The 24,506-nt window shown below is 64.5% G+C and carries 27 protein-coding genes; 15 read left to right on the forward strand and 12 right to left on the reverse strand.

The window, feature by feature from the left end:
* Positions 1–48: 48 nt before the first annotated feature.
* Entirely contained in the window at positions 49–540 is a 492-nt protein-coding gene (locus tag ACKWRH_RS34995; RefSeq protein ID WP_445217231.1) for a thioesterase family protein, read from the forward strand.
* An 84-nt stretch (positions 541–624) separates the two neighbouring features.
* Here ACKWRH_RS34995 and ACKWRH_RS35000 read toward each other — a convergent pair whose 3' ends face one another.
* Positions 625–798 carry a DUF1328 domain-containing protein gene (locus ACKWRH_RS35000; protein ID WP_018319670.1) on the reverse strand — a complete coding sequence of 58 codons (174 nt, stop codon included), beginning with the start codon at positions 796–798 and terminating at the stop codon, positions 625–627.
* A gap of 238 nt (positions 799–1,036) precedes the next feature.
* Here ACKWRH_RS35000 and ACKWRH_RS35005 point away from each other — a divergent pair, with 238 nt between their 5' ends.
* The 7 genes from ACKWRH_RS35005 (at position 1,037) to ACKWRH_RS35035 (ending at position 7,486) form a co-directional block, all read left to right on the forward strand.
* Positions 1,037–3,625 (forward strand): ATP-dependent helicase, encoded by a 2,589-nt coding sequence (locus tag ACKWRH_RS35005; protein ID WP_445217232.1) that lies wholly within the window; start codon positions 1,037–1,039, stop codon positions 3,623–3,625.
* 8 nt (positions 3,626–3,633) lie between these two features.
* Entirely contained in the window at positions 3,634–3,921 is a 288-nt protein-coding gene (locus tag ACKWRH_RS35010) for a type II toxin-antitoxin system HicB family antitoxin (protein ID WP_445217233.1), read from the forward strand.
* Between the two features lie 88 nt (positions 3,922–4,009).
* Positions 4,010–4,426 (forward strand): hypothetical protein, encoded by a 417-nt coding sequence (locus tag ACKWRH_RS35015; RefSeq protein ID WP_063921531.1) that lies wholly within the window; start codon positions 4,010–4,012, stop codon positions 4,424–4,426.
* Positions 4,426–5,082, forward strand: a complete 657-nt coding sequence (locus ACKWRH_RS35020; RefSeq protein WP_445217234.1) for an OmpA family protein — start codon at positions 4,426–4,428, stop codon at positions 5,080–5,082. The genes ACKWRH_RS35015 and ACKWRH_RS35020 overlap by 1 nt, the downstream gene beginning before the upstream one ends.
* 28 nt (positions 5,083–5,110) lie before the next feature.
* The gene (locus ACKWRH_RS35025; protein WP_445217235.1) at positions 5,111–5,770 is read left to right on the forward strand and encodes an Mpo1 family 2-hydroxy fatty acid dioxygenase; all 660 of its coding nucleotides are present in this window, start codon (positions 5,111–5,113) and stop codon (positions 5,768–5,770) included.
* A 29-nt stretch (positions 5,771–5,799) separates the two neighbouring features.
* Positions 5,800–6,831, forward strand: a complete 1,032-nt coding sequence (locus tag ACKWRH_RS35030; protein WP_071910445.1) for an NAD-dependent epimerase/dehydratase family protein — start codon at positions 5,800–5,802, stop codon at positions 6,829–6,831.
* Between the two features lie 28 nt (positions 6,832–6,859).
* Positions 6,860–7,486, forward strand: a complete 627-nt coding sequence (locus ACKWRH_RS35035) for a methyltransferase family protein (protein WP_445217236.1) — start codon at positions 6,860–6,862, stop codon at positions 7,484–7,486.
* A gap of 1,110 nt (positions 7,487–8,596) precedes the next feature.
* On the opposite strand, the gene ACKWRH_RS35040 is transcribed toward ACKWRH_RS35035, so the two are convergent.
* From ACKWRH_RS35040 to ACKWRH_RS35050, 3 genes are all read right to left on the reverse strand, one after another.
* Positions 8,597–8,803: a DUF2934 domain-containing protein gene (locus ACKWRH_RS35040; protein ID WP_445217237.1), complete on the reverse strand. Its 207-nt coding sequence runs from the start codon at positions 8,801–8,803 to the stop codon at positions 8,597–8,599.
* Between the two features lie 279 nt (positions 8,804–9,082).
* On the reverse strand, positions 9,083–9,289 hold the full coding sequence (locus ACKWRH_RS35045) for a hypothetical protein (RefSeq protein ID WP_445217238.1): 207 nt from the start codon (positions 9,287–9,289) through the stop codon (positions 9,083–9,085).
* 317 nt (positions 9,290–9,606) lie between these two features.
* The gene (locus ACKWRH_RS35050; RefSeq protein ID WP_445217239.1) at positions 9,607–10,131 is read right to left on the reverse strand and encodes a hypothetical protein; all 525 of its coding nucleotides are present in this window, start codon (positions 10,129–10,131) and stop codon (positions 9,607–9,609) included.
* A 397-nt stretch (positions 10,132–10,528) separates the two neighbouring features.
* Here ACKWRH_RS35050 and ACKWRH_RS35055 point away from each other — a divergent pair, with 397 nt between their 5' ends.
* Positions 10,529–11,833, forward strand: a complete 1,305-nt coding sequence (locus tag ACKWRH_RS35055) for a PQQ-dependent sugar dehydrogenase (RefSeq protein WP_445217240.1) — start codon at positions 10,529–10,531, stop codon at positions 11,831–11,833.
* A gap of 3 nt (positions 11,834–11,836) precedes the next feature.
* Here ACKWRH_RS35055 and ACKWRH_RS35060 read toward each other — a convergent pair whose 3' ends face one another.
* Positions 11,837–12,661 (reverse strand): aspartate dehydrogenase, encoded by an 825-nt coding sequence (locus ACKWRH_RS35060; protein WP_445217241.1) that lies wholly within the window; start codon positions 12,659–12,661, stop codon positions 11,837–11,839.
* Positions 12,662–12,699: 38 nt separating this feature from the next.
* On the reverse strand, positions 12,700–13,617 hold the full coding sequence (locus tag ACKWRH_RS35065; RefSeq protein ID WP_445217242.1) for a LysR substrate-binding domain-containing protein: 918 nt from the start codon (positions 13,615–13,617) through the stop codon (positions 12,700–12,702).
* A 325-nt stretch (positions 13,618–13,942) separates the two neighbouring features.
* On the opposite strand from ACKWRH_RS35065, the gene ACKWRH_RS35070 reads away from it, so the two are divergent.
* Positions 13,943–15,241, forward strand: coding sequence for an MFS transporter (locus ACKWRH_RS35070; protein ID WP_445217243.1), 1,299 nt, complete (start codon positions 13,943–13,945; stop codon positions 15,239–15,241).
* 21 nt (positions 15,242–15,262) lie between these two features.
* Positions 15,263–16,336 (forward strand): tartrate dehydrogenase, encoded by a 1,074-nt coding sequence (locus ACKWRH_RS35075; protein ID WP_445217244.1) that lies wholly within the window; start codon positions 15,263–15,265, stop codon positions 16,334–16,336.
* 111 nt (positions 16,337–16,447) lie between these two features.
* Here ACKWRH_RS35075 and ACKWRH_RS35080 read toward each other — a convergent pair whose 3' ends face one another.
* The 4 genes from ACKWRH_RS35080 to ACKWRH_RS35095 form a co-directional block, all read right to left on the reverse strand.
* Positions 16,448–17,395, reverse strand: a complete 948-nt coding sequence (locus ACKWRH_RS35080; protein WP_445217245.1) for a LysM peptidoglycan-binding domain-containing protein — start codon at positions 17,393–17,395, stop codon at positions 16,448–16,450.
* A gap of 142 nt (positions 17,396–17,537) precedes the next feature.
* On the reverse strand, positions 17,538–17,780 hold the full coding sequence (locus ACKWRH_RS35085) for a hypothetical protein (protein WP_445217246.1): 243 nt from the start codon (positions 17,778–17,780) through the stop codon (positions 17,538–17,540).
* 204 nt (positions 17,781–17,984) lie between these two features.
* A complete protein-coding gene (locus tag ACKWRH_RS35090) occupies positions 17,985–18,239 on the reverse strand; it encodes a hypothetical protein (protein ID WP_445217247.1) in 255 nt (84 codons plus the stop codon).
* 62 nt (positions 18,240–18,301) lie between these two features.
* Entirely contained in the window at positions 18,302–19,165 is an 864-nt protein-coding gene (locus ACKWRH_RS35095) for a DUF3313 domain-containing protein (protein WP_445222533.1), read from the reverse strand.
* Positions 19,166–19,337: 172 nt separating this feature from the next.
* Here ACKWRH_RS35095 and ACKWRH_RS35100 point away from each other — a divergent pair, with 172 nt between their 5' ends.
* Complete coding sequence (locus ACKWRH_RS35100) at positions 19,338–20,015, forward strand: TetR/AcrR family transcriptional regulator (RefSeq protein ID WP_445217248.1); 678 nt, start codon at positions 19,338–19,340, stop codon at positions 20,013–20,015.
* 8 nt (positions 20,016–20,023) lie between these two features.
* Here ACKWRH_RS35100 and ACKWRH_RS35105 read toward each other — a convergent pair whose 3' ends face one another.
* Positions 20,024–20,503 carry a MarR family winged helix-turn-helix transcriptional regulator gene (locus tag ACKWRH_RS35105; RefSeq protein ID WP_445217249.1) on the reverse strand — a complete coding sequence of 160 codons (480 nt, stop codon included), beginning with the start codon at positions 20,501–20,503 and terminating at the stop codon, positions 20,024–20,026.
* Positions 20,504–20,607: 104 nt separating this feature from the next.
* Between ACKWRH_RS35105 and ACKWRH_RS35110 the strand changes: the two genes are divergently transcribed.
* Together ACKWRH_RS35110 and ACKWRH_RS35115 are read left to right on the forward strand one after the other, a co-directional pair.
* A complete protein-coding gene (locus tag ACKWRH_RS35110; protein WP_445217250.1) occupies positions 20,608–21,816 on the forward strand; it encodes an ABC transporter substrate-binding protein in 1,209 nt (402 codons plus the stop codon).
* A 19-nt stretch (positions 21,817–21,835) separates the two neighbouring features.
* On the forward strand, positions 21,836–23,014 hold the full coding sequence (locus ACKWRH_RS35115) for a cytochrome P450 (RefSeq protein WP_445217251.1): 1,179 nt from the start codon (positions 21,836–21,838) through the stop codon (positions 23,012–23,014).
* Positions 23,015–23,042: 28 nt separating this feature from the next.
* On the opposite strand, the gene ACKWRH_RS35120 is transcribed toward ACKWRH_RS35115, so the two are convergent.
* Complete coding sequence (locus ACKWRH_RS35120; protein ID WP_445217252.1) at positions 23,043–23,666, reverse strand: CGNR zinc finger domain-containing protein; 624 nt, start codon at positions 23,664–23,666, stop codon at positions 23,043–23,045.
* A gap of 122 nt (positions 23,667–23,788) precedes the next feature.
* Between ACKWRH_RS35120 and ACKWRH_RS35125 the strand changes: the two genes are divergently transcribed.
* A complete protein-coding gene (locus ACKWRH_RS35125) occupies positions 23,789–24,484 on the forward strand; it encodes an alpha/beta fold hydrolase (RefSeq protein ID WP_445217253.1) in 696 nt (231 codons plus the stop codon).
* The last annotated feature ends 22 nt before the right edge of the window (positions 24,485–24,506 follow it).

The following is a 24,506-nucleotide window of genomic DNA, read 5'->3' on the forward strand; positions in this document are numbered from 1 at the left end:
CATCTGACCGGTCAAGTCAAGCGACCGCGCGCATAGCAGGAAAGACACATGCCGGAGACCGCCGCCGAGCCGTTCCGCTCGTCGATCATGCAGATCGAGCCACAATGGATCGACTATAACGGCCATCTCAACATGGCCTATTACAACGTCATGTTCGACCGCGCGATCGACCAGATGTGGTTACAGCTCGGGATCGGGCCGGGCTACATGAAGGAGCGAGGCGGCTCGACCTTCACTGCCGAATGCCATGTACGGTATCTGCGCGAAATCCACCTCGGCGATCCCGTGCAGGTGTCGGTCTGGCTGCTCGAAGCCGACGACAAGCGGTTGCATACGTTCCAGGAGTTGCGGCACGCGACCGAAGGCTGGCTGTCGGCGACCTCCGAAAACATGTCGCTCCACATCGACATGGGCTCGCGAAAGGTGGCGGCCTTTCCGCCCGATATCCGGCAGCGCATTGCAGCCGTCGTGGGCGCCCACGGCGCCGTGCCGCGGCCCGAGGGCATCGGCCGGAACGTGGCGATGCCCTCGAAGCGGTAGTGCATGATCCGGAAAAGAAGCGGTTTTCCCTCGCGACAAACGCGGAATGCGTTTGCGCGGAGATCATGCACCCATCAGACCGCGCTATACCCTGTTGCGGCCGCGGGCGAGGCCGACCACGGCCGAGACCAGGAACAGCACGACCGCGATGAAGAAGATGATCTTGGCGATCTCGATCGAGGCGCCGGCGATGCCGCCGAAGCCCAGGATGCCGGCGATCAGTGCGATAACCAGAAACGTCACAACCCAGCCTAGCATGGTCAAACCCTCGTCTTGATGTCTGTCTGCGTCGGCGCGGCTGGCCGCGCCACCTGTCCAGACAATCTCGACGCGGGAACGATGGTTCCGGCACGTATAACGGTGAAATTCGCGCTTCTCGCTGGAACAAATCGGGCCGCCGCGCACGTGGAAAACCCCGCCCCGGCGCCCCATATAGGCACCAATCCCTGTTAAGAAGGCTCCCTCCCGCCACCCCGCGGTGCCAACGTGGGGCCAAATGATTCGCATGACCGAGCCGAGCAAGATCACCAGCGTCCCCGACCACCAGCCCGCAGCCGGCGGCATCGCCGCGCGTGCGCGCGCCTCCGTGGGCCCGAAATATCTGTCCGGGCTCAATCCCGAGCAGCGCGACGCCGTGGAGACGCTGGACGGCCCGGTCCTGGTGCTGGCCGGCGCCGGCACCGGCAAGACGCGCGTGCTGACCACGCGCATCGCCCACATCCTCAGCCAGGGCCGCGCCCGCCCCGCCGAGATCCTGTCGGTGACCTTCACCAACAAGGCCGCACGCGAGATGAAGCATCGGCTCGGCCAGATGCTCGGCCACGCGGTCGAAGGCATGCCGTGGCTCGGCACCTTCCACTCCATCGGCGGCCGCATCCTGCGCACCCATGCCGAGCTGGCGCAGCTCAAGTCGAACTTCACCGTGCTCGACACCGATGACCAGGTGCGCCTGCTCAAGCAGCTGCTGCAGGCCGACAACATCGACGACAAGCGCTGGCCGGCACGCATGCTGGCCGGCCTGATCGACGGCTGGAAGAACCGCGGCCTGACGCCGTCGCAGGTGCCGTCAGGCGAAGCCGCCGTCTTCGCCAACGGCAAGGGCGGCAAGCTCTATGCGAGCTATCAGGAGCGGCTGAAGATCTTGAACGCCGCCGATTTCGGCGACCTGCTGCTCGAGGACATCCGGATCTTCCGCGAGCACCCGGACATCCTGCGGCAATACCAGCAGCGCTTCAAATTCATCCTGGTCGACGAATATCAGGACACCAACGTCGCACAATATCTGTGGCTGCGGCTGCTGTCGCAGGCGCCGGCGTCTCCCTCCTTCACCGCTCCCCGCGTGCGGGGAGAGGTCGCATCGCAAAGCGATGCGGGTGACGGGGACTCTCCGCAGACTGAACTCGTGGAGACAGCTCCTCAGCCCGAGCCTCTCCTCGTAAAGGACGGGGAGAGGGAGAAGCCCCACGTCAAAAACATCTGCTGCGTCGGCGACGACGACCAGTCGATCTATGGCTGGCGCGGCGCCGAGGTCGACAACATCCTGCGCTTCGACCACGATTTCCCCGGCGCCAAGGTGATCCGCCTCGAGCGCAATTACCGCTCGACCGGCCACATCCTCGCCGCCGCCTCGCACTTGATCGCGCACAACGAAGGCCGGCTGGGCAAGACGCTGCGCACCGAGGATCATGACGGCGAGAAGGTCACGGTGACGGGCTCGTGGGATTCCGAAGAGGAAGCCCGCGGCATCGGCGAGGAGATCGAGCAGTTGCAGCGCCAGGGCGAGAAGCTCAACGAGATCGCGATCCTGGTGCGCGCTTCCTACCAGATGCGCGAATTCGAAGACCGTTTCGTCACGCTCGGCCTGCCCTACCGCGTGATCGGCGGCCCGCGCTTCTACGAGCGCGCCGAAATCCGCGACGCGCTGGCGTATCTGCGCGTCATCAACTCGCCTGCCGACGATCTCGCCTTCGAGCGCATCGTCAACGTGCCCAAGCGGGGTCTTGGCGACGCTACCGTGCAGATGCTGCACGACCACGCCCGCAAGCGCCGCATCCCGCTGTTCGAGGCGGCGCGCGCGGTGGTCGAGACCGACGAGTTGAAGCCGAAGGCGCGCGGAAGCTTGCGCGACGTCGTCGCCCAGTTCGACCGCTGGCGTGCCCAGCGCGAGGTCACCGCGCATACTGATCTCGCCCAGATCGTGCTCGACGAGAGCGGCTATACCGAGATGTGGCAGAAGGACCGCTCGGCCGACGCCGCCGGCCGGCTGGAGAACCTGAAAGAGCTCGTGCGCTCGATGGAGGAGTTCGAGAACCTGCAGGGGTTTTTGGAGCACATCTCGCTGGTGATGGATCGCGACGGCGGCGCCGAGGAAGACGCGGTGTCGCTGATGACGCTGCATTCGGCCAAGGGCCTCGAATTCGACAACGTGTTCCTGCCCGGCTGGGAGGAAGGCCTGTTCCCGAGCCAGCGCACGCTGGACGAACAGGGCCGCGCCGGCCTCGAGGAAGAGCGCCGGCTCGGCCATGTCGGCCTGACCCGCGCCCGCCGCCGCGCAAAGATCTACTTTGCGACCAACCGCCGGATCCATGGCACCTGGTCGACCACGATCCCGTCGCGCTTCCTCGACGAACTGCCGTCCGCCAATGTAGAGATCACGGAATCCAAGGGCGGCTCGGCCTGGGGCGGCACCGGCGGCTACGGCGCCTCGCGTTTCGACGACATGGAGGCGTTCGGCTCCACCTATTCGACCCCGGGCTGGCAGCGCGCCCAGGCCAACCGCAACCGGGGCGGTGGACGCAGTGGCGGCGGCCAGAGCGGCTTCGAGGAACAGTCCTCGTCGTTCTCCTCCTCATCCAGCCCGGATTTCGGCAGCTTCTCCTCACGCCGCCGTGGGCCGATGACGATCGAGGGCGAGCTGGTCGCCAAATCCACCGGCACCACCTCGGAATTTTCCCTCTCCGACCGCGTCTTCCACCAGAAATTCGGCTACGGCCGCGTCACCAAGATCGACGGCAACAAGCTCACCATCGCCTTCGACAAGGCCGGCGAGAAGAAGGTCGTGGACAGCTTTGTGCAGCGGGCGTGAGGCCTGCCATGCCTCAGTACATTGCGATCATCGAGGACGCAGGCCCGGACGACGCCGTCAGCTTGTGGTTTCCCGACCTGCCCGGCTGCATTTCCGGCGGCGACGACGTCGACGAGGCCCTGGAGAGTGCGCCCGAGGCGCTCGCATTTTATGCGCAGGAGCTGAGCGCGGACGGCCGCCAGCTTCCCGCGCCGCGGACGTTGGACGAGCTCAAGGCCGACCCTGCTGTGGCCGACGACCTCAGGAAACACACGGTCGCCCTGATCGAATGGCCGCCCCTCCCCGACGCGGAGTGAGGACTGTTCGCCGCACTGGCCGGACGTTCGACGGTTCTCGCCCGAACAGCCCTTGACCATCGCGAACTTCCCCGTATCAGATGCGCCCATGGTCCGGGGCTCCATCACACTGATCTTGCTGGCATTGGGGATGCCGTCGCTAGCGGCGGCGGAGACCATGAGCTTTGGCGATTCGATCGGGCTCCTGGCCAAGAGTTGCGGCGCGGAAATCGTCGCCAATTGCCGCGGCGTCAACCCGGACTCGACCCGGCTGAAAGAGTGCCTGTCCCGCAATCGCGACGTGCTCTCCCAGCAATGCCAGAGCGATTATCTCGGCGCCTTCGACGCCATCCAGAAGCGCGTCGCCGCGCGCGTCACGGTGGCGAACGCCTGCCAGCGCGAGATCGTCAAGGTCTGCGGCGGCTCGACCAAGGAGACCAGCAAGTCGATCCCCTGCCTGGTCTCGACGCCCAAGGGCATCAGCAACAACTGCCTGAAGGCCGTCGACGACGCGGGGTATCGGTGATGCGCGCGAACGGAATCGCCATCACGATGGTCCTGGCACTGCTCCCGGGCGCAGCAAGCGCGCAGACCGCGGCGCCGACCCGTGACGACATCGTCGGCAAGCTGAACCATTTCGAACAGGCCGCCGAGGCCGACCTTCCCGCGCTGAAGCAGCAGGTGATGGAGCGCGCCAAGGCCAGGATCAAGAACGATCCGGGTCCGGTGAACCGGCCGCTGATCGCGCCTGATCTGGCCAACCTTCCCGCCTTCAACGCGCAGATCCAGTTCGACGCCGACACGCCGATCATCCAGCCGACATCCTACCAGACCGTCGGCCGCATCGCGGACGCGCTGGTCCATTCCTCGCTGCTGCCCTACACCTTCCTGATCGTCGGCCACGTCGAATCCAATGCGAAGACGCGCGAGGCCAATGCGATCCTGAGCCAGCGACGCGCCGATGCGATCCGCGACGTCCTGGTGAACACCTTCAAGATCTCGACCAAGCGGCTGCATCCGATCGGCCTCGGCGAGGAGCAGTTTCTCGACCGGGCCAAGCCGACCTCGGCCGTCAACGGCCAGTTGCAAATCCTGACCTATGCCAAGGTGCCGGAGGACGCGCCTGCGCATCCGGCTGCGGCGCCTGGGCCTGCGGCGAAAAAGCCCGCCAAGAAGCGCTGAGCGAGATCGCTTCCCCTGACGGAACTCTTTGAAGTTTCGACCATTTTGCGGCCTGTCGAGAGCGCAACAGCCATGCTTTGCGCGACATGCGAGCCGGTTTGTGCACTGCTCTATCAGGTGCTATAGCCTCTTTTCGCCCATCCCCGACCCCATGCTGCACGAGACCGAGATGGCTGGTTATTTTCAACGCCAACTGGCCGATTACGTCGAATATCATCGCGATCCCTGGAACTGCGCGATGCACGTGGTCGGAATCCTCCTGCTCTTCACCGGTGCCGTGCTGCCGCTCACTCTCGTGCGTTTTCCCATCTTCGGGATCGAGGTGAGCCTGGCCGTGGTTGCGGCCCTGCCGGTGCTGGTCTACTGGCTGATGTTGGACGCCGGGATCGGACTCGGCATCCTCGCCGCGATGATCGTGCTGCTTTCGGTCGCAACCGCAATCGGCAATCAGGCCTCGATCGTCATGATGTGGTCGATTTTTGCGGTGCTGATCGGATTTGGCGTCGCAGCGCAGATCGTGGGCCACAGGGTTTTCGAGGAACGGCAGCCGTCGATGGTCGACCACCCCGCGCATTTCCTGCTTGGACCGATGTTTGTCATGGCGAAATTATTCATTGCACTGGGCTTCCGTCGCGACCTTGCCGCGATTCTGGCGCCTGTTCCGACCAATTCCCTTTCAACCCGATAGCTCTAGAAGCGAAACAGTAAACCTTCTGCATGGCTCTCGTACTGGTTACCGGTGGCAGCGGCTTCATCGGACATCATCTCGTAGAAGCGCTCCGCGCCCGTGGGCAGCGGGTACGCGTTCTCGATGTCCGCGCGCCGGCCGCAGCGAACGCGGACGTTGAACACATCCACGGCTCGGTGCTGGACGGTACCGCGGTCGAGGCCGCGATCGCCGGTGTCGATCAGGTCTATCACCTCGCCGGCCTACCCGGCATGTGGGTCGCCAACAAGCAGGACTTCCACGACGTCAATTGCCGCGGCACCGAAATCGTGCTTGCCGCGGCGATGAAGCGCGGCGTGTCGCGCTTCCTGCACTGCTCGACGGAATCGATCCTGTTCCCCTATTCCGACCTCAACGGCGTTGCCGCCGAAGAGGCGCTGCAGCCGGCCGATGCGATGCCCGGCGCCTATACGCGGTCGAAGTCGCTCGCCGAGCACCACGCCGCGAAGGCTGCGGCCGCGGGCTTTCCGCTCGTGATCGGCACGCCGACCATGCCGATCGGTGCCGCCGACCACAATCTGACGCCGCCGACGGCGATGCTGTGGTACTTCCTCCAGAAGAAGGTGCAGCCGCACCTCAACTTCCTGGTCAATCTCGTCGATGTCCGTGACGTCGCGATGGGTCTCGTGCTGACCATGGAGCGCGGCCGCATCGGCCAGCGCTACATCCTCGGCGGCGACTGCGTCCCGCTCGGCAACATCCTGCGGATGATGTCGGCGATGAGCGGCCGCCGGCAGTTCCCGGTCGTCGTGCCCGGCAAGATCGCCGAGCTCTCCGCGATCATGCTCGAATCCATCTCCGATCGCATCACGCGCCGGCCGCCCAACGGTACCGCCGAGGGCGTTCGCATTGCGCTCGCCGCAAGCGACCTCTCGATCGGCAAGGCGCGCACTGAGCTCGGCTACGCGCCGCGCCCGATCGAACCGGTCTTGCGCGAAACCATCACCCATCTGCTCGCCCGCAACGGCCAGCGGCCCTCCGGCGCCATCGAGCATCACGCGCTGTCCTCGCGCGCGAGCTGAAGCCGCCGCCCAAACGCAAAGAACCTTCATGTCCTTCGATTTCAGCAAGCTTCTCTCCGTGGCCTGGGGTGGCTGGACCACGACCTGGCCGACCGAACTTCTGGCCCTGATCTGGCTCGCCTTTCTCGCCAGCTGGGTCGGCGCCTCGTTTTGGCAGGGGCGGACCAAGAAGCAGGTTATGACACTGGAGTCGCAGCGCTATCGCCTGCCGATCCTGGTCGGCGGCATCCTGTACACGCCGTGGGTTGCACAGGTCCTGGGCTGGACGCCGCTCTGGGTGCTCGGCAACACCGGCATCGCCGTTGCCGCGGTCCTCTCGGCCGCCGGCATCGCCTTCGCCTGGTGGGGCCGGCTGCATCTCGGAAAATTCTGGTCCAACACCATCACCCACAAGGAAGACCACCGCGTCATCGATACCGGTCCCTATGGCATCGTGCGCCACCCGATCTACACCGGGCTGATCTTCGGCATGCTGGTGACCGGCGTTGCGATCGGCCTGGTGACGACGATCCTTGGCGCCATCCTGATCTCGCTCGGCATGTGGCAGAAGGGCCGGATGGAAGAGGTGTTCCTGTCGAAGGAGCTCGGCGAGGATGCCTACGGCGCCTATTGCCGCCGCGTGCCGATGATCATTCCGTTCCTGTCGCCGCGCTGAGGCGCCCCGAAGGCGCAGTCCCTGCCGTCCGCTTTCTCTGCACGACGTTACTGCTAATGTGGGACTTGCGCCCGATCCAGGCGCTTGCTTGTCAGCCAAGCAAGCGACAATACGAAATATCTCGCCGGACGAGAGCAGATCTGCGAGGGCATCCGCCCAGCCGGGGTGCCAGAGGAGTGATGTCCGTAAACTGACAACACTGTGGAGAGCCTATCATGCAGTTGTCAAAGGTCGCTGCGTTGGCGCTTGTTGCTAGCTGTCCAAGCCTACTGTCTGTATCTCGGGCGGGGGCCGCTTCCGAATGCTCAATCTCAGGGACACTAGCGGATTGGGGCGAGAACTCGACGGCCGACATTGACCTCACGTCTGGAGGAAGTTGCCAATTTCCAATCAAGATGCGCGGCACCTTGAGTAGCGCGGACATCTCTCAAAAGCCGTCACACGGCAAGCTGAAAAGGCTCAACCTGTCTACGTTCGAATACAAGGCGAAGGCGAGATATAAGGGGAGCGATACTTTTGCCATCAGAGCAACGGGGCAGGGCCCGACGGTTTCCGGCACGTCGGTAATCACTGTGCACGCGACGATCAAATAGCGTTCCGCGCATCGATTGCGTGGTGAACGCGTAAGCGAGAGCCACGCGATGTCTCGCGCCAATGGCAACACAATGAGAAGGGACCATCGGAGCGACCGATGGTCCCAAACGCTTCAAAGGTTCTTCGTTAGCAAAGGCTTTGCTGTGTCTTGCCAAGTTTGGCTGCGAGCAGACTTGGCGGGCTGCCTGCAGGGTTGATGCTCGCTTTACGCTGGCCTTCTGGACCCTGGCCTCTTTGACGCTGGCCTTACGGACACTGGTCCCGTCGGACACTGGTTGCCATCGGCTCTGGTCAGGTCGGCGCTCGTCGCTCTCGGCGCTGGATGGTGCGAGAAACCGGCTCGATCAACCAATGCCAATTGAACTGCCACCCCAACAAATAGTCTAGGTGTTGTTGTCTGTTCCTCTCGAAGAAATTTGGGTTAGCGAGGCTGCCAATTCCCGCATCGTCGGATGAACGACAACCGGCAGCCCGCCGACCGAATTGCGAACGGCGCACGTCCTCGCGCTGGACCAGTCAGCGCGAGTTTTGCTTTTTCGGGGATCGCGCCCTCCTGGCGGGTCTTGTCATTGCAATGTCAGCCGCGGCAGGGCTTGCAACTGACGCCGCGAGAATTTCGTGTTGAGCATACATCCAATGGACTTCCGCCTTTCCGTCGGGTTGACCATCGGCGACCCAGAGGTGGTAGGCGCGCTCGCGAATTGCCTCTTCCAGATTTGGCATGGGATTTTCCTTGCGAATGATCCGCCCGGCCCCGGCCAAAAGACTTGCTCTCGTAAGGTTAATGAAATCTTAACGGGGAAGCGGAAGCCAAGCGTCGCGCGGGTGCGGCCCAAGGGCAGTCGGCGCTGCGAGAAATCTCGGCAGCCCTCGTGGCGGCCGGTCGCAACGAACGGTAATCCGCATGCGGCTACCGGCATCACACTCAAGCTTACAGAAAGGCGACGGGACCGTGCACTCGCCGCCCCTTTGGGAGGCGCGGGGGCCGTACAGCCAAACTAGTCAGTCGAGTGGCACGAGCCGTTCGTGCCACTGCGCCGCAAGGTTTTTGATCTGTTCGAAATTCAGGATCGCCGGTTCACCCTCGCGGACGATTGTCGTCCGCTTGCGTTCCTTGGGTGGCAACGTCATCGCGCGCGATACAGCCGCGCGCAGTTTCATCAAGCCATGATCTGTCAGGGTAACGAGTTCTTCCGGGTCAAGGGCCATGGGTCCACGCCTACGCTACCGGCTGGCCGCAAGCCAGCACACGCGCCCCGAGTGCCCAATTCTCCAGATAGCCCAACATGGTTAATAGTTCGTTATCGTTTAGCTCTGTCATTGGAATTGGCGCGCGCAGGTAACGCAGCGTGTTGTCTCGTAAGTAAAATGAGCCTCTCAGGCTGCACCGGCCCCTCTTTGGGCCGAACCCCATCCCGCCCGATTTCAAATGCTAAATGCGTTGGCTCCCGCCAGGCTCACTGCAGGGTGAGTTCGCCCGCTCCGCGCCTGCCCGCGCACCAGTGAGCCATTGCAGTCGCAATTGGTCAGGCTACCGCTGCCAACGTGCCATCGGCATGGGGGCTTGCGCAAAGCAGACGCTTGCGAATGGCCTCTTCAACGAGCGCGAGCGCTTCCTTGGCTTGTCGCGCTTCGGCTTCCGCAACTTCGGCGCGAAGCTCTACGGCCGTCAACTTATCCTTCTGAGCTTCAATGCAGCACTGGGCTTGCTCCAGCGCTCGGCAAGCATCTTGCAGCTTAGTTTGGGTGGCTACGGTGAGTTCACGCTGTGCCCGCTCGGCGGCCTCCGCTCGCCCTTCGGCCAGCCGCAATCTTTCTATGGCGCTCGTGCAAAGTGATTGGGCGCGGGCTTCGGTCTCGCGGGCGTGCTTCTCCATATCGCGGAAGACATCGGCCGCTTGATATACCAGATCGAGAGCTGTTGCTCCCTTGTCTGGTGCCAGCGGTGAGGGAAAGCTCAGGACGCCCTCATCCCCTCCAACTGGCGCTCTGGAACCACGCTGCGCCATGCAGATCAAGCTCATCGCGAACACACATACGAGCAGTATCATGAGTAGGTATGGTTAACGGATGGTTAAACAGTTGCATGCCTGGAGATGTCGCGACTGCGCGCGGCGGGCAAGGCATGCAAAATCAGTCAGCAATGTGCTTTGGGCGTGCCTAACGGAGGAACAGAGGCTCGCGCCGGCGGCTGGAACGGCAGATCGGCCGCTGATCTTCCTCTCTCCATGCAAATTTGGTCGGCTGCCATTCCACGGGAATAGGCGTCGGTCGAGTTCCGCAACGGTTGACCTTTGTCCCACGACCCAGTTGGATGCGCGCGCAACGAGGCACGACGACATTCATCGTGGATCTGGAGAGGTCGACGATCAGGCCTGAGCCCGCGCGGGGCTTGGTGCGATCCGGTGTTGGACTGTGCACTGTGCCTAGGGTTCGACAGGGGTTCTCATGACTTTTTCCAGCATCTTTGCGCAGTTCGTTGCGCTCCTCGGTGGCATCGCGCTGCAATGGCGGAAGTTATCGGGCACCGTGCCTGCGCCGGCCTGGGGCCAGACGCCCTCCATTCCCGAAGCCAAGCCGCAAGGCGCGATCCCGACGCTGAAGATGCCGACGGCCAGGGGCTGGAGCGAGGGGCAGAAGCCGACGGTCGCCCCCGGGCTCAAGGTCAATGCGTTCGCGACCGGGCTCGACCATCCGCGCTGGATCGAGGTGCTGCCGAATGGCGACGTGCTGATCGCGGAGGCGACGCAGATCGCGGGCGCGCCGAGGTCGGTGTTTCACTATGCGATGCAGGCGACGATGCGACGCGCCGCAGCGCTCGGCGTCAGCGCCGACCGCATCACGCTGCTGCGCGACAAGGACGGCGACGGCGTCGCGGAAGTGCGCGGCGCCTTCATGGAGAACCTCAGCCAGCCGTTCGGCATGGCGCTGGTCGGCAACACATTCTATGTCGGCAACACCGACGGCGTGATGGCCTTCCCCTATGTCGCCAATGCCGACCGCATCACCGCGCCGGGCAAGCGGCTCACGACGTTCAAGCCGAGCGGCCACTGGACGCGCAGCCTGCTCGCGAGTCCCGACGGCAAGAAGCTCTATGCCGGCGTCGGCTCGCTCAGCAACATTGCCGAGATGGGCATGGAGGTCGAGCAAGGCCGCGCCGCGGTCTATGAACTCGATCTCGCCGCCGGCACGCATCGCATTTTTGGTGCGGGCCTGCGCAATCCTGTTGGTCTTGCCTGGGAGCCCAATACGAACGTGCTCTGGACCGTCGTCAACGAGCGCGACGGGCTCGGCGACGAGACGCCGCCGGACTATCTCACTTCGGTGCGCGACGGCGGCTTCTACGGCTGGCCCTATTGCTACTGGGGCAAGACGGTGGACGACCGCGTGCCGCAGGATCCCGCCATGGTCGCCAAGGCGCTTCAACCGGACTACGCGCTCGGCGGCCACACCGCTTCGCTCGGCCTGTGCTGGATGCCGGCGGGGACCCTGCCCGGCTTCCCCGACGGCATGGTGATCGGCCAGCACGGCTCGTGGAATCGCAGCACACTCTCGGGCTACAAACTGGTGTTCATCCCGTTCGAGAACGGCAAGCCCTCCGGCCCCGGTCGCGACATCCTGTCGGGCTTCCTGTCCCCGGACGAGAAGGAATCCTACGGCCGTCCGGTTGGCGTCGTGATCGGACCCGACAAGAAGTCGCTGCTGATGGCCGACGACGTCGGCAACGTGATCTGGCGCGTCACGGGCGCGTAGAGGTTACGTTCCGACGCAAAGCGTGGCGCGCTGCTTGCGCAGCAGCGCGATCACGGACAGCGCCGTGATCAGGCCCGTCTTGGGATTCTCCGACGGGATGTTCTCGATAGACATCGAGAAGCGCGCGGAATCCGCCTCGACCTCGATGCGGTGAACGTTGCGCGTCACGGTCGGGTCGGCCCAGATCTGCACGGATGTGCGGTCCGGCCCGACGCCCGCGAGCGACAGCGCCACCGCGACATTGAGATTGGCCGGAAAGCCCTTTGCGGCTTCACGCGCGGTGCCCTCGAACAGCTTGAGCGGCTCGCGCAGATTGTCGATATCGATGTTGTTTTCGACGATGAAGGGCGCTCCCTTCAGACCGTCGATCGGCTTGCGCGTCACCATCTTCACCGAATGAATGGTGCCGATTGCGGCGGCGTTGACGGCGTCCAGCCCGATCAGCGCGCCGGTCGGCACGATGATGCGGCCCCCATTGGCGCGGGCGAGATCGACGAGATCGAAATTGTCGAGCAGCCCGCCGACGCTGACGACGACCGCGGCCTTGCCGCGTTTCACCGCGGGCTCGACGATCGCGCGCAATTGGCTGCTCGGCGCGCATTCGACCACGATGTCGGCGACTTCGCCGAGCTGCCCGATCGGCACGATTTGCGGCGGACGGCGCAGACCGCTGATAAGGGCCTGATGCTTTGCGGGATTGCGCACCGCGACGGCCGACAGGGTCAAGCCCTCGATACCCTGATCGAGCGCCGACGCGATCTTGGTGCCGATCGAGCCCAGGCCTGCGATGGCAACCCGCAATTCGTTCGAAGCTTTCTGTCCCGTCATCGCATCCCACCTTCTCGCCAGGCCAATGTCATAGCCGCTCAAGCCTCCCGCGCATAGCTGCGCAGGCGCGCCTCCAGCACCGCCAGCATGGCATCGCGGGCCGGGTCGCGCGAACCGCGCAGCCACGCGGCGGCAAGCGGCAGCCGGCCGATGGGCCCGCTCTGCTTCGGCCGGAGCGGCACGAAGCGCACGCCTGATACCGCCATCCGCGTGGTCCAGCGCGGCACGATCGCAACGCCGAGCTTCGTTGCCACCAGATGGATGATGGTCTGCTTCTCGTCGGCGACCTGCACGATGCGCGGCGTCAGCCCGGCCTGCTCGAACAGCTTGATCGTGAGGTCGTGGCTGTGTGGCCGCGAGCGGCGGTCCGGCACCAGCATCGCCTCGTCGGCGATCTGCGCCAACGTGATCGACTTGCGCTCGGCCAACGCATGGCGCTGCGGAAACGCCACGATCGCGGTCTCCTGGAGCAGATCGCGGAATTCGAGCCGCTTGTCCGCACTGTCGGGCGGGCGGACGAAGGCGAGGTCCAGCGCGCCGGTCAAAATCTTCGGCAGCAGCCGGACGGTTTTGTCTTCGAGCAGCTGCACCGCGATCTCAGGATGCTTGTCGCGGAAATCGCGCAAGAGCGGCGGCAGCAATCCAGCCGCCGCGCTGTCGACGGCGCCGACCCGCAGCCGCCGCGCGGCGCCCGCGCGCGAGCGGTTGCGCAGATTGCTCTCGACCGCCTCGACCCGGGCGAGGATCGCGCGCGCATCGCGCAGCAGCGTCGTGCCGTCTTCCGTCAGCGACACCGCGCGCGTGGTCCGTGCGAACAGACGCGTTCCCAGATCTTCTTCCAATAGCCTGATCTGCCGGCCGAGCGCGGAGGGCAGCATCTGGAGCTGCTGCGCCGCATGGCCGAAATGCAGCTGCTCGGCCGCCGCCACGAAGCATCGAAGCTGATGCAATTCCATCCAAGGTCCTCTCGTCTCGCCCGATCGCGCTTGAAGATCTACGCGAGGTCGTCGTCATGCCCGGGCATTGCCGTCCGAAGGACCGCGTCGCTTCCGCTCGCCTACGCCCGGGCATCCACGTTCTTTGCGCCCGCGGGGAACGTCGTGGATGGCCGGGACAAGCCCGGCCATGACGCTGTGGCAGCCTTCCCGGCGGGGATTATATCATTTTTTTGTATAAACCAGCGCCAATTGAGTATGCCTCCTTCCCCCGCCTAGGCTCGTTGCCGGCGTGGACCTCCGGGTCCGCCGATACAACAACAAACCGGAACTCGAGGAGGCCAGGGTGGCGAGCGAGATTCAGACGCGCGTGCTGCGCAAGATCACCTGGCGCATCGTTCCCTTCATCATGCTGCTGTACTTCGTGGCCTTCATCGACCGCGTCAATATCGGCTTTGCCTCGCTGACCATGAACAAGGACATCGGCCTGTCGCCGACGGTCTACGGCTTTGGCGCCGGCATCTTCTTCTGGGGCTACTTCCTGTTCGAGGTGCCGTCCAACATCATCCTGCACAAGGTCGGCGCGCGGATCTGGATTGCGCGGGTGATGATCACCTGGGGGCTGGTCTCGGCCGCGATGGCGTTCGTGCAGGGCACGACCAGCTTCTACGTGCTGCGCTTCCTGCTTGGTGTCGCCGAAGCCGGCTTCTTTCCCGGCATCATCCTCTACCTCTCCTACTGGTTCCCGGCGCGCCAGCGTGCCGCGGTGACCGCGCTGTTCATGGCCGCCGCGCCACTCTCGACCGTGCTGGGCTCGCCGATATCGGGCGCGCTGCTGGAGATGGACGGCCATCTCGGCTTCAAGGGCTGGCAATGGCTGTTCGTGCTGGAGGCGCTGCCGGCCGTGGTGCTCGGCTTCGTCGTGCTTGGTTTCCTGACCGATCGCCCCGAGAAGGCGAAATGGCTTGCGGAGGACGAGCGGCGCTGGCTGGTCGAGACCATGAATGCGGAGACCACCAGCAAAGCCGCGACCGCGAGCCACAGCATCTGGCGCGGGCTTGCGGACCCACGGGTGCTGGCGCTGTCGCTGATCTATTTCGGCACCTCGGCCGGCCTCTACACGCTCGGCGTCTGGGCGCCGCAGATCATCAAGCAGTTCGGCCTGTCCACGCTCCAGGTCGGCTTCCTCAATGCGCTGCCGGCAACCGCCGCCGTCGTCGCCATGGTGCTGTGGGCGCGGCATTCGGACCGCACCGGCGAGCGCACCTGGCACGTCGTGCTCGCCTGCCTGCTCGCGGCCGCGGGCCTCGCCTATGCCGGCCTTGCGACCGGCGTTGTCGCTGTGCTGGTCGCACTGGCGCTCGTGAACATCGGCATCTCTTCGGCCAAGCCGCCACTGTGGAGCATGCCGACGCTGTTCCTGTCCGGCCCAGCAGCCGCGGCAGGGATCGCCACCATCAACTCGATCGGCAATCTCGGCGGCTTCGTTGGTCCGGCCATGATCGGCTGGATCAAGGAGCAGACCGGCAGTTTTGTCGGCGGCCTCTATTTCGTCAGCGGCCTGCTCGTTCTCTCGGCGGTCCTGACCCTGCTATTGTCGCGCGCGCAGACCGCGCCCGTCGAACCCGTCCCGCAATCCCACTGACATCTCAAACGGAGCATCTTCATGCGCACCCATTCGATCGCAGCAATTCCGGCCGACGGCATCGGCCCCGAGGTCATCTCGGCCGGCGTCCGCGTGCTGGAGGCTCTGGCAAAACGCAGCGGCGACCTCGCCTTCAACGTCAAGACGTTCGACTGGGGCTCGGACTATTACAAGAAGCACGGCGTGATGATGCCGGCCGAGGGCCTTGCTGAACTGAAGAAGTTCGACGCGATCTATTTCGGCGCGGTCGGCGCGCCTGACGTGCCCGACCACATCACGCTGTGGGGCCTGCGCCTGCCGATCTGCCAGGGCTTTGACCAATACGCCAATGTGCGGCCGACCAAGATCCTGCCCGGCGTCGCCTCGCCATTGCGCAATGTCGGCGTCGGCGATCTCGACTGGGTGATCGTGCGCGAGAACTCGGAAGGCGAATATGCCGGCATGGGCGGCCGCGCCCACAAGGGCCTGCCGGAAGAGGTCGGCACCGAGGTCGCGGTGTTCACCCGCGTCGGCGTCACCCGCATCATGCGCTACGCCTTTCAGCTCGCGCAGTCGCGCCCGCGCAAATTCCTGACCGTCGTGACCAAGTCGAACGCGCAGCGCCACGGCATGGTGATGTGGGACGAGATCGCCGCCGAAGTCGCGTCCGAATTCCCCGATGTGACCTGGGACAAGATGCTGGTCGACGCCATGACGGTGCGCATGACGCTGCATCCGAAGAGCCTCGACACGATCGTCGCGACTAACCTCCACGCCGACATCCTCTCCGATCTTGCCGGCGCACTCGCCGGCAGCCTCGGGGTGGCGCCGACCGGCAACATCGACCCGCAGCGCCGCTTTCCCTCGATGTTCGAGCCGATCCACGGCTCGGCGTTCGACATCACCGGCAAGGGCATCGCCAACCCGGTCGCGACCTTCTGGACCGGTGCCCAGATGCTTGAGCATCTCGGCGAGAAGGACGCCGCGGTGCGATTAATGGCGGCGGTGGAGAAGGTGTGTGCGGCCGGCGTGCTGACGCCCGATGTCGGCGGCAAGGCGACCACGAAGGAAGTCACGGATGCCGTGATCGACGCGATCCACGGGTCGAATGTTTAATCGCTACTCTACGTCATGGCCGGGCTTGTCCCGGCCATCCACGATCTTTCGCGCGACACCAAGAGCGTTGATACCCGGGACAAGCCCGGGCATGACGAGTTTGTGGATCAATTACTTCCGCCCTTGCGGCGGAGGCGCCGGCGCCGCCATCGCGGCCACAGGCTCCGGCGGCGTCAGATGGCGCGGGACGATGATGGACTGGCCGGGGGTGAGGGTCGCGTTCTCCGCCAGCGAATTGCTCTGCGCCAGCGTCCACAGCGGCACGCGGCGGGCGGCAGCGATGCTCTCCATGGTGTCGCCGGCGCGCACGGGCACCCGCACGCCAGAGTCCCACAATTCCACCGGCGTGTTCGGCGGCACGAGATAGCGCAGCGGCACGGCATCGGCCTGGCTCTGCGCGGGGATGCGCGGCAGCTGCGTCACCATCTCGACGATCTGGCGATGGATGTCGTCCGACTTCTCGATGTTGATGTGCGAGACGCGGCTGTTGTCCTTCAGATCATAGCTCGCGTAATGGCCGCGATAGCCGGGCACGGCCACGACGTCGCCGCCGCCGAGCACGCTGTCGGAGAGGAAGATGTTGATGAAGCGCTCGACATTGAGCGGCACGTCTCCAGTCGCATGCGCGGGATCGATGATGATGACGAGGCTGATCTTGATGTTCTCCTTGGCCGCCATCTCGGAGATCACGATCGAGCACAACCCGCCCATGGAGTGGCCGATCAGCACGATCGGCGCCGGGTTTTCCTTGTAGCTGGAGATGGCACGCTCGCCGATCCACCGGCAGATGGTGAATTCATAGACGTCGGCCGAGAAGCCGGCCTTCGTCAGCTTTTCGCCGAGCCGGTCCATGCCGGTCGAGAAGATCGGCCCCATGGCGCCACGGAACAGGTAGATTTTTGGCGGCGGCAGCGGTTCGACCGGCGGTGCCGGAGGCGGCGGCACGGCGGTCGCGACCGCGGGGCGCTTCGGCTTCGCAGGTGAGGCAACGGCCACGCCGGTGCCTAGGGCGAGCAGCGCAACCGCTGCCAGCACGACTAGCCGCCTCAAATCGATCATCAGTCCAGCAGTCCCACCATGGGAGGCAAAGGCCTCCTCCGCGGGCTTAGTGACCACCGATTGGGTGGATTTTGGGGCACGGAACCGGGCCCCTGACGCCCGTCGGTCGAGGTTCTCATTCTGCCCCCTTGCATCCCCGGCATCAATTGAACGGAACCCATGGCTGGGCTTCGCAGGTATCGAGGATCACCGAGATCTGGATTCCCTTGTAGGCGTCATCGTCGAAAAAGACCGAATAGGCCGGGCGTCTGTCAGACGGACTACCGCGCTGCCTCAGGCAGACGAAATACGACCCCGGCCCGTGGTCGGTAGGACGGACGGCGGATGTCTCGAGTCCCCCGGTCAGCTTGACTTCAGCGGCTGCCTTCCTGACGCCCTCCTGCACCGCCTTGGCTCCAGGCGGCCGCGGAGGATGATAGACAGGAGGCAAATTCCCGCTCGACGCACATCCCGCCAGCAGCAGCGTCAAGACGGCGGACAAGGCCGCCAGAGATCTGCGGCGGCCGAAGACGGAGCTTCGCTGGCCGCACCGCGCCAACTCATATCGTGGATGCATCGCTTGTCCCCGGTGCGGCGCTCGCTGCGCGCCTCATCCCTGGGTCAGGACGAGATAGAGGCAGCCCGCGACCGTGGGCAGGCACGCGACGAGGGCCGTCATCCAGAAGCCGGGCTCGAGCATCGAGTCCTGGTCATCCCTCTCGTCGGCTGCACGCCGATCAACGTTCGTCCGGCTCCAAGCTTCATCGGCCGTGAACAGGGGAACGCTCTTCGCGCGCGCATCGTCGCGCGCTGCGCCTTGGCGCAAAGCGCGTTGGGAAGGGCGAGTTATTCCGGATGTCAGCATGTCATCAACTCTGATCGGCGACCAATGCGTCGGGTTCGGATGTTGCGGGGCGCGCAACCGCATCACTGTGTCAGCGCCTGCTCTGAATTCGCTCCGGGCACGGGCGGCGGGGCCGCATTGTTGGCCGGGCTCTCCTTGGCGCCGGAATCGGTCCAGGCCGGCGGCAGGCCGAGCCCCTGCCCCGCGAAGCCGGTGATGCCGGGAAACCGTCCGAACGCTTCGCAGGCGACATATTTGGGCGCTCCGCCGAGCCGCACGGGAATGCTGTCGATCGGAGGCAGCGCAGGGATGCCGCCGAACGGCGATTCTCCGGTCGAAACCAGTTTTGCGAAGTCCGTGCCGAAATCGGCGGCGAGATCGTAGGCATCGCCCTCATTGGCGACCCGCGGAGAGTTCGTAATCGAGTTGGCGCCGCGCGCCCAGACCATGGCCGCCTTCTGAAATCCTGCAAAGTCGCGCGCTTCCGCCTCGACCGACAGGCTGCCGAGCCCGACCGGAAGCCTCGGCACCGGTACAGGCACCCCGGGAAGCGCAACGGTCTTGGCAATCGACAGGGCTTTCGATGCGCCGGAGGCGGTCGGGCTGGTCGGCGCGGCATGCGTCACCGTCGCCTGCACCGTGAGATCGGCGTCGTCATCGGATGAGACGATACGGAAGCGCTCGCTCAGGCGGAGACACAGCTCGCGGCTGATGGCGTTCGCAACCAGGCGACGTTCCTTTTCGTTCAACACGACATCGGTGCGCGCGGGAAAGACGGTCGATGCGATCCGGATCGTCTTCGCCGCCAGCACATCCTGCTTGTTCACGCGGATTTTCGATCGCGTCACCAGCCCGTTCGCCTCCGACATCCGGTCGTAGCTCCTGAGCGAGCCGGCCTGTTCGAGCGGCGCGGTCGCACACCCTCCGAGCGCAAGCGCGGCACCCATCAGGGCCGTCCGTGGAAAGCGCATGGTCCCATTCCCGCATCGGCAGTTTATTAGAGAGATCGCTCTAATAATAACTTCTCACGCCTCGCAACATCCGTCAACATAAATAGATGGAACTCTCTAATTTTGATTTTCTCGTGGCGAACCGTCGTGCTAAACGGGGCGAGTGTGAATGGAGATGTCCGGTTTGAGGAAAGTCGACCCCGTCAAGCATGAGCAGAAGCGCGGGGAAATCCTCGGCGCGGCGATCCGCTGCTTCATCAGGGACGGCTTCCGCGGCGCCAGCACGACAGATATCTGCACCGAAGCCGGCATCAGTCCGGGCCACCTCTATCACTACTTCGCGAGCAAGGAGGCGATCATCGAGGCGATGATCGACCTCGGTCTCGCGCGGTCGGCGGAGCGGTTTGAAAAGATTCTCGCGGCCACCGACGTGATCGAGGCGCTGCTCGTCGATATCGAGGAAACCAGCCTGCGGTTTCGTCCCGCCCAGATCCTCAATCTGGACGGCCTCGCGGAGGCCGCCCGCAATCCGGAATTCGCCGAGATCATCGAACGCCACACCGGGGCGGTCCGCCGCATGTGGAGCGACTTCCTGCGCCGGGCGCAGGAGCAGGGACGGGTGGATCCAGGGTTAGATCCGGAGGCGACGGCGAACATCCTGATCGCCCTCATCGACGGATCCCGCGCCATGCCGATCCGCAATCCCAAGCTGGATATCAAGCAGAACGTGGAGCACTTGAGGACAATGCTCGCGCGCTTCCTGAACCCGCCCGACGCACAGAGCGTTGCGATCAAGCCCCGCATTCAGAAGGCCGGTCGTCCCCTGAAGCTGGTCAGGAAGCGATAGAGCCCGATCTAGAGCGGCAGGAGCCGGTTCAGCAATTCCAGCAGCGTGCGCTGCTCGGCCGCGTTGAGCGGGGCCAGCATCTTTTCGTTGTAGGGGTCGGTCAGCCTTGCCCCCTCGACAATGAGCTTTGCGCCCTTCGGCGTCAGCATCAGTTCGACGGCGCGGCGGTCCGCCTTCGAGCGGTTGCGCTTGATGAAGCCGGACGATTCGAGCTCGTTCAGGATCTTGATCAGGTTCGGCAGGCGCAGCCGAAGCAGGCTGGCGAGGCTGCTCGGCGGCACGCCGGGATTGTCGCGAATGACGGCGAAGATCGCATAGGTCGCCGGCGTCAGGCCCAACGCGGCGAACTCCTCGTAAAAGCCTTCGAAGAACTTCAATTGCGCGAGGCGCAGCATGAAGCCGGGCGTCCGCCGGAGCGCGCGCAGGTCCAGCGATTTCTCCGGCTGCTGATCGGACTTCAACCCGGGTCTTACGGTTTTCGAGCTCATGATCCTCAATCCCCGGCGGCCACAGCCGAATTGACACTCTCAAAAATAGCTATAAAATATAACTATTATTTAGCGGCACCAAGACCGCATATGGGAGGGACACAATGAACAGCAAATTCCTGCACAAATTGTGCATTTTGGCCTCAATGCTGGTTGCCGCGCCGGGCTTTGCCCAGGATGCCGTGAAGATCGGCATCCTGAACGACCAATCCGGTCCGTTCGCGAGCTATCAGGGGATCGGCTCGGTCGTCGCCGCAAAAATGGCGGTCGAGGATTATGGCGGCAAGGCCGCCGGCAAGCCCGTCGAGGTCGTCGCGGCGGATCACCAGAACAAGACCGACATCGGGATCGGCATCGCCAGGCGCTGGTACGAGAATGACGGCGTGGACGCGACCTTCGACATCCCCAACTCCTCGATCGCGCTCGCTGTCGCCGGCATGAGCGCCGAGAAGAACAAGGTCTTCGTCGGATCGGGCGCTGGAACGGTGCTGTTGACCGGCGAGAAATGCACGCCGAACACCGTGCACTGGACCTACGACACCTATGCCTACGGGCGCGGCCTCGGCAAGGCGATCGTGCAGCAGGGCGGCAAGAAGTGGTTCTTCATCACCGCCGACTACGCGTTCGGTCACGATCTGGAGAAGCAGGCCGCGGAGGCCGTGAAAGCGTCCGGCGGCGAGGTGCTTGGCAGCGTGCGGCATCCGCTGGGAACGGCCGACTACGCCTCCTTCCTGCTCCAGGCCCAGGCTTCGGGCGCGAACGTCGTCGGCTTCGCCAACGCCGGCGACGATACCATCACCTCGATGAAGCAGGCCGCCGAATTCGGGCTGACCAAGGACCACAAGCTAGTCGGATTGATCCTGGGGATGAACGGCCTTCCCTCACTCGGACTGAAGTTTGCGCAGGGCGCGCAGATCATGAACCCGTTCTACTGGGATCTGAACGACGGCACGCGGGCTTTTGCCAAGCGGTTCGCCGAGCGCATTCCCTCGAAGGCTTATCCCAACGACATGCAGGCCGGCGTCTATGCCTCGGTCATTCACTACCTCAAGGCGGTCGACAAGGTCGGCGGCGCCAAGGACGGCAGGGCCGTCGTGGCGGCGATGAAGGAGATGCCGACGGACGATCCGCTGTTCGGCAAGGGCACCATCCGCAAGGACGGGCGCAAGATCCACCCGCTCTATTTGCTCCAGGTCAAGGCGCCCGAGGAGTCGAGTTCGGCCTGGGACCTGCTGAAGGTCGTCGCCACGATCAAGGGCGAGGACGCATTCCGCTCGGAGAGCGAAGGCAAGTGTCCACTCTCCAGTCAATAAGCGGCATCAGGAGTTCACGATGACCGGCATCGCGTGCAGCCAGGCCGACCCATTTGCGCCTGATTTCCTGATCGATCCGTATCCTGCCTACGAAACCTTGCGTGCGCTGGGGCCCGTGTTCAGGCTCGCGCGTTACGACGTGTGGGCCATGGCGGGCTATGCCGGGGTCGAGGCGGCGCTGAAGGACTGGAAGACCTTCATCAGTGGCGAGGGTGTCGGGCTTCACGGGATGAATCCTGCCCTGCCGAAACCGCTGACGCTCCAGATCGATCCCCCCGATCACGACAAGGGTCGCCGCGTCCTTGGCCGCACCCTGTCCCCGGGCGTCGCAAGGAAGCTGCGCGAGACGTTTCAGCAGGAAGCGGAGAGGAAGGTCTCCGAGCTGATCGACAAAGGCACCTTCGATGCCGTGACCGATCTTGCGGAGGCCTATCCCATGAAAGTGTTTCCGGATGCGATCGGCATCCGGCCGGATGGCCGCGAGAAGCTGCTGGCCTGGAGCACCTTCGTGTTCGACAGCTTTGGCCCGGAGAACGAGATGCTGGCCGCATCGCGCAAGGCGGGCCTCGCCGCGCAGACCTGGATCATGGAATGCTGCGCCCGGGACGCGTTGCAGCCCGACGGGCTCGGCATGATGATCTACCACGCCGCCGACGACGGCGAGATCACCGAGCACGAAGCAACGCACCTGGTGCGGCCGTTCCTCACCGCCGGGATCGACACCACCGTCAATGGCATCGGGAATACCCTGCTGGCACTCGCCACGCATCCGGATGAATATCGCAAGCTGCACCACAAGCCGGAGCTGGCGCGCAACGCTTTCGAGGAAGGCCTGCGCTACGACTCACCGGTGCAGACGTTCTTCCGAACCACCTCGCGCGACGTCGAGACGGGTGGCGGCGTGATCCCAGCGCACCGCAAGGTGCTGCTGTTCATGGCCTCAGCCAACCGCGATCCGGCGCGCTGGGACCGACCCGACCGCTTCGAAGTCGAGCGGGTCGCGACCGGACATGTCGGCTTCGGCGCCGGCATTCACGCCTGCGTCGGCCAGATGATCGCACGTCTGGAAGGCGAATTGATCTTCGGCGAGCTCGCAAGGCGCGTGAAGACCATCGAGCTCACGGCAGAGCCGAAACGCAGGCTCAACAATTCCCTGCGTGGGCTGGAGAGCATGCCGGTCCGCGTGACGGCTGCCTAGGCTGCGCCGCATCTGGCGCTGCCCTCGGTCAGTGCCTGCTCTTGAGCCTGTCGCGGTGTGCGGCCTGCTTGGCGCGGTTGCCGCAGATCGCCATCGTGCACCATCGCCGCGCGCGCCTGCGGGTGTGGTCCGCGAACAGCATCGTGCAGTTATGGCCCTCGCACGCCTTCACGTCGGAAAAGTCTTCATCGCAGACGAATTTCGCCATTGCCTCGCCGACCGGCAGCAGCAGGGATTCAGGCGATCGCCAGCGCCGCGTCATCCGTAGCGCGAGGCCGGGATTGCCGTCATCATGCCGGGATTCGATCCGGCGAAAAGCTTCGTCACGCGCCAGGAGGCTATTGAGCGGATCGAGTTCGCGGAGTGCATCCGAACCGAGCGGCCCGCCGGCATGCTTGCGAACGAACGTCCTGAACCACTCGCGCAACGCCCTCGCCTGATCGGCGACCGCGTCCAGCTCGTCTGGCCTTGTGCGCGCCCTCAGCGACTCCAGTTCGTCCGCGGGGACAAGCTTTGCCTGCGCCAGCCAGTCGACCAGGCCGTCACCGTCGCTGATCCAATCGACGGCCACATCAACCGGCGTCGCGATGGAGTTCAGGAAATCGAGGCCGAGCGAGTCGGCAATGAACATGGCGGGCGGTCTGTTTGGCATGCGTCGCTTCCCTGCCGGACGGAATGCCGCTCATGTAACCTGTTAAATGCCTACTGACAAGTTACGAATACGCCAAGTAACCTCTTTGTAGCTTTTAACAGGTTACAAATGGGGAAGCGAAGATGGCCAAAGCGGATGTGACCGTAGTCTTGGCCCATGGCGCATGGGCTGACGGCTCAAGCTGGGCGCGCGTCATCACCGCGCTCGAGGCCGAGGGCGTCAAGGCGCAGGCGGCCCCGCTTCCGCTGACCTCGCTTGCCGACGATATCGCCGCCCTCAACCGGAGCCTGGACCGCACCGAGGGCCCGGTGGTGCTGGCCGGACATGCCTATGGCGGCGCAGTCATCGCGCTTGCGCGTCCTGCCCGCGTGAAGGCGCTGGTCTATGTCGCAGCGCTCGCGCCCGACGAAGGTGAGAAGGTCGCGGACGTGTTCTATCGCCTAACCCCGCACCCGCTCGCGCCGAAGCTTGCTCCCGATGACGATGGCCTGATCTGGCTGCCCAAGGACGCCTTTGCCGCGGCGTTCGCGCAGAACGCCTCGACGGAGGATCACACCGTACTCGCAGCCGTGCAGCGGCCGATCTCGCTCAATTGCATCACGGTCCCGGCCGGGCGCCCGCTCTGGAAGGACATGCCGAGCTGGTACCTGATCGCCGAGCAGGACCGCACGATCGTGCCCGAGACGCAGCGCTTCATGGCGGAACGCATGAAGGCGAACAGCCGCTCTCTCGCCGTCGATCATACACCGAGCGTCACCGCGCCTGCGGCTGTTGCCGACATCATTCGCGATGCGGTCCGCGCCGTGAGCGGGAATTAGCGCGTCCGGCATCCGGATCAAA

Source organism: Bradyrhizobium sp. Pa8, from assembly GCF_052588265.1.

Excerpts from the sequence above, each read along its gene's own strand:
- ACKWRH_RS35105 (WP_445217249.1), bottom strand. The coding sequence starts at position 20,503 with ATGAGCTCGAAAACCGTAAGACCCGGGTTGAAGTCCGATCAGCAGCCG.
- ACKWRH_RS35015 (WP_063921531.1), top strand. The coding sequence starts at position 4,010 with ATGGTCCGGGGCTCCATCACACTGATCTTGCTGGCATTGGGGATGCCG.
- ACKWRH_RS35095 (WP_445222533.1), bottom strand. The coding sequence starts at position 19,165 with ATGGGTGCCGCGCTTGCGCTCGGAGGGTGTGCGACCGCGCCGCTCGAA.
- ACKWRH_RS35080 (WP_445217245.1), bottom strand. The coding sequence starts at position 17,395 with ATGATCGATTTGAGGCGGCTAGTCGTGCTGGCAGCGGTTGCGCTGCTC.
- ACKWRH_RS35125 (WP_445217253.1), top strand. The coding sequence starts at position 23,789 with ATGGCCAAAGCGGATGTGACCGTAGTCTTGGCCCATGGCGCATGGGCT.
- ACKWRH_RS35100 (WP_445217248.1), top strand. The coding sequence starts at position 19,338 with ATGGAGATGTCCGGTTTGAGGAAAGTCGACCCCGTCAAGCATGAGCAG.
- ACKWRH_RS35000 (WP_018319670.1), bottom strand. The coding sequence starts at position 798 with ATGCTAGGCTGGGTTGTGACGTTTCTGGTTATCGCACTGATCGCCGGC.
- ACKWRH_RS35120 (WP_445217252.1), bottom strand. The coding sequence starts at position 23,666 with ATGCCAAACAGACCGCCCGCCATGTTCATTGCCGACTCGCTCGGCCTC.
- ACKWRH_RS35115 (WP_445217251.1), top strand. The coding sequence starts at position 21,836 with ATGACCGGCATCGCGTGCAGCCAGGCCGACCCATTTGCGCCTGATTTC.
- ACKWRH_RS35010 (WP_445217233.1), top strand. The coding sequence starts at position 3,634 with ATGCCTCAGTACATTGCGATCATCGAGGACGCAGGCCCGGACGACGCC.
- ACKWRH_RS35040 (WP_445217237.1), bottom strand. The coding sequence starts at position 8,803 with ATGCCAAATCTGGAAGAGGCAATTCGCGAGCGCGCCTACCACCTCTGG.
- ACKWRH_RS35090 (WP_445217247.1), bottom strand. The coding sequence starts at position 18,239 with ATGCTGACATCCGGAATAACTCGCCCTTCCCAACGCGCTTTGCGCCAA.
- ACKWRH_RS35020 (WP_445217234.1), top strand. The coding sequence starts at position 4,426 with ATGCGCGCGAACGGAATCGCCATCACGATGGTCCTGGCACTGCTCCCG.
- ACKWRH_RS35050 (WP_445217239.1), bottom strand. The coding sequence starts at position 10,131 with ATGATACTGCTCGTATGTGTGTTCGCGATGAGCTTGATCTGCATGGCG.
- ACKWRH_RS35055 (WP_445217240.1), top strand. The coding sequence starts at position 10,529 with ATGACTTTTTCCAGCATCTTTGCGCAGTTCGTTGCGCTCCTCGGTGGC.
- ACKWRH_RS35110 (WP_445217250.1), top strand. The coding sequence starts at position 20,608 with ATGAACAGCAAATTCCTGCACAAATTGTGCATTTTGGCCTCAATGCTG.
- ACKWRH_RS35045 (WP_445217238.1), bottom strand. The coding sequence starts at position 9,289 with ATGGCCCTTGACCCGGAAGAACTCGTTACCCTGACAGATCATGGCTTG.
- ACKWRH_RS35005 (WP_445217232.1), top strand. The coding sequence starts at position 1,037 with ATGATTCGCATGACCGAGCCGAGCAAGATCACCAGCGTCCCCGACCAC.
- ACKWRH_RS35075 (WP_445217244.1), top strand. The coding sequence starts at position 15,263 with ATGCGCACCCATTCGATCGCAGCAATTCCGGCCGACGGCATCGGCCCC.
- ACKWRH_RS35030 (WP_071910445.1), top strand. The coding sequence starts at position 5,800 with ATGGCTCTCGTACTGGTTACCGGTGGCAGCGGCTTCATCGGACATCAT.
- ACKWRH_RS35035 (WP_445217236.1), top strand. The coding sequence starts at position 6,860 with ATGTCCTTCGATTTCAGCAAGCTTCTCTCCGTGGCCTGGGGTGGCTGG.
- ACKWRH_RS34995 (WP_445217231.1), top strand. The coding sequence starts at position 49 with ATGCCGGAGACCGCCGCCGAGCCGTTCCGCTCGTCGATCATGCAGATC.
- ACKWRH_RS35060 (WP_445217241.1), bottom strand. The coding sequence starts at position 12,661 with ATGACGGGACAGAAAGCTTCGAACGAATTGCGGGTTGCCATCGCAGGC.
- ACKWRH_RS35065 (WP_445217242.1), bottom strand. The coding sequence starts at position 13,617 with ATGGAATTGCATCAGCTTCGATGCTTCGTGGCGGCGGCCGAGCAGCTG.